The sequence below is a fragment of the bacterium genome (assembly GCA_040755795.1).
Taxonomy (GTDB): domain Bacteria; phylum UBA9089; class CG2-30-40-21; order CG2-30-40-21; family SBAY01; genus JBFLXS01.
Map to the genome: position 1 here is coordinate 1 of JBFLXS010000694.1, position 1,340 is coordinate 1,340.

The 1,340-nt window shown below is 37.9% G+C and carries 3 protein-coding genes; 1 reads left to right on the forward strand and 2 read right to left on the reverse strand.

Annotation, left to right across the window (positions count from 1 at the left end; all coding sequences use genetic code 11):
• Positions 1-245, forward strand: a 245-nt coding sequence (locus tag AB1414_21005; GenBank protein MEW6609891.1) for a hypothetical protein, incomplete at its 5' end; no start/stop codon positions are given.
• Between the two features lie 481 nt (positions 246-726).
• Here AB1414_21005 and AB1414_21010 read toward each other — a convergent pair.
• Together AB1414_21010 and AB1414_21015 are read right to left on the reverse strand one after the other, a co-directional pair.
• Positions 727-915, reverse strand: coding sequence for a four helix bundle protein (locus tag AB1414_21010; protein ID MEW6609892.1), 189 nt, complete (start codon positions 913-915; stop codon positions 727-729).
• A 187-nt stretch (positions 916-1,102) separates the two neighbouring features.
• A partial coding sequence (locus AB1414_21015; GenBank protein ID MEW6609893.1) for a hypothetical protein occupies positions 1,103-1,340 on the reverse strand: 238 nt, incomplete at its 5' end.

Consider the following 1,340-nt stretch of genomic DNA (forward strand, 5'->3'; position numbering starts at 1 on the left):
GCAGCCTTGGGGAAGAGAAAGTAATTCGCAGCCTTGGGGAAGAGAAAGTAATTCGCAGCCTTGGGGAAGAGAAAGTAATTCGCAGCCTTGGGGAAGAGAAAGTAATTCGCAGCCTTGGGGAAGAGAAAGTAATTCGCAGCCTTGGGGAAGAGAAGGTAATTCGCAGCCTTGGGGAAGAGAAGGTAATGAAAAGTCTTATAAATCTTCTGGGGATAGAAAAAATGAAGAAGATGTTAGAAGGATAAAGAAAATGTGGTGGTAACTATTCAGCATACCAAGCAAGCAGGAAGTAGGAAGTAGGAAAGTAGGAAGTAGGAACTTATCGTTACCCACATCTTTTAAAAACCACGAAGAACACGAAGAGTACGAAGAATTATAAAACAAATCTTTTAATCCCATTTTTCAACCTCTTCTCATTAAAGGTAATCGTCCAGGTAATATTTGTAAAAACAAGATTTCTTGCATCTTTTGGTGTTTATAATGTTCGTAGTAACCCGCTTTAGCGGGTAAATAACCGCATAAATGCGGTTACTACAAACCAGAAGGTTACCATTTTTCTTCGTGTCCTTCGTGCTCTTCGTGGTATTTCTCTCTGTTTCTCTCATTCTACCCAATTTGTGGGTAAGGATAAGAAGTAGGAAAGGGGGAAAATACTTCATACTATTTTACTCTTAATTGATTTGATTAAAGCTATAAGTATCCTACTTCCTACTTGTAACTTATTCTTTATGCCTTGTTTCTTAAACCTTCTGCACTATTTGCTGGAATAGAAACAGCCGCTGGGCACATCTGTCGCAACAATCCATATTTTGCTTCAGTTGGGAAGTTTTTGGTTATTTCGTATATTCTTATCACTAAATGATGGCTTTTTTGCCATACTACAAGTTGTCTAAAATCATCTAACTTCTCATTCATTTTCTCTCCCTTTCCTACTTTCCTACAGGGTGAATAGTTACACTGTTTTTAAGCTTTTTTAAACACCGAAAAACGCGAAAAAAAAAAGATGTTTTCCTCTCTGTTTCTCTGCGTCTCTGCGGTAAATTACTATCTGAACAGTTACATGTGGTGTAGAATCTGCAAGCAAAGGTAGTAGCAGGGTGCGTTAGACACACCATTCGTTTATCTCTGACAAATCGTTGCATCTATCATCAATTTGCCCTTCACACCGTTTATTTATCCCGTTTTCACGAAACCCGTATCTATAGCTCAAGAATAAGTAACTATTCAGCAATGTAGTTTCGTCATTTTTTAACTGTCTTTTTTTATCAAACCTGAAAGGTTTAAATTTTACATAACCGCAGGAGAAACCTGCGGAAACGAAACATCTACGACATCTCAAC

Excerpts from the sequence above, each read along its gene's own strand:
- AB1414_21010 (MEW6609892.1), bottom strand. The coding sequence starts at position 915 with ATGAATGAGAAGTTAGATGATTTTAGACAACTTGTAGTATGGCAAAAA.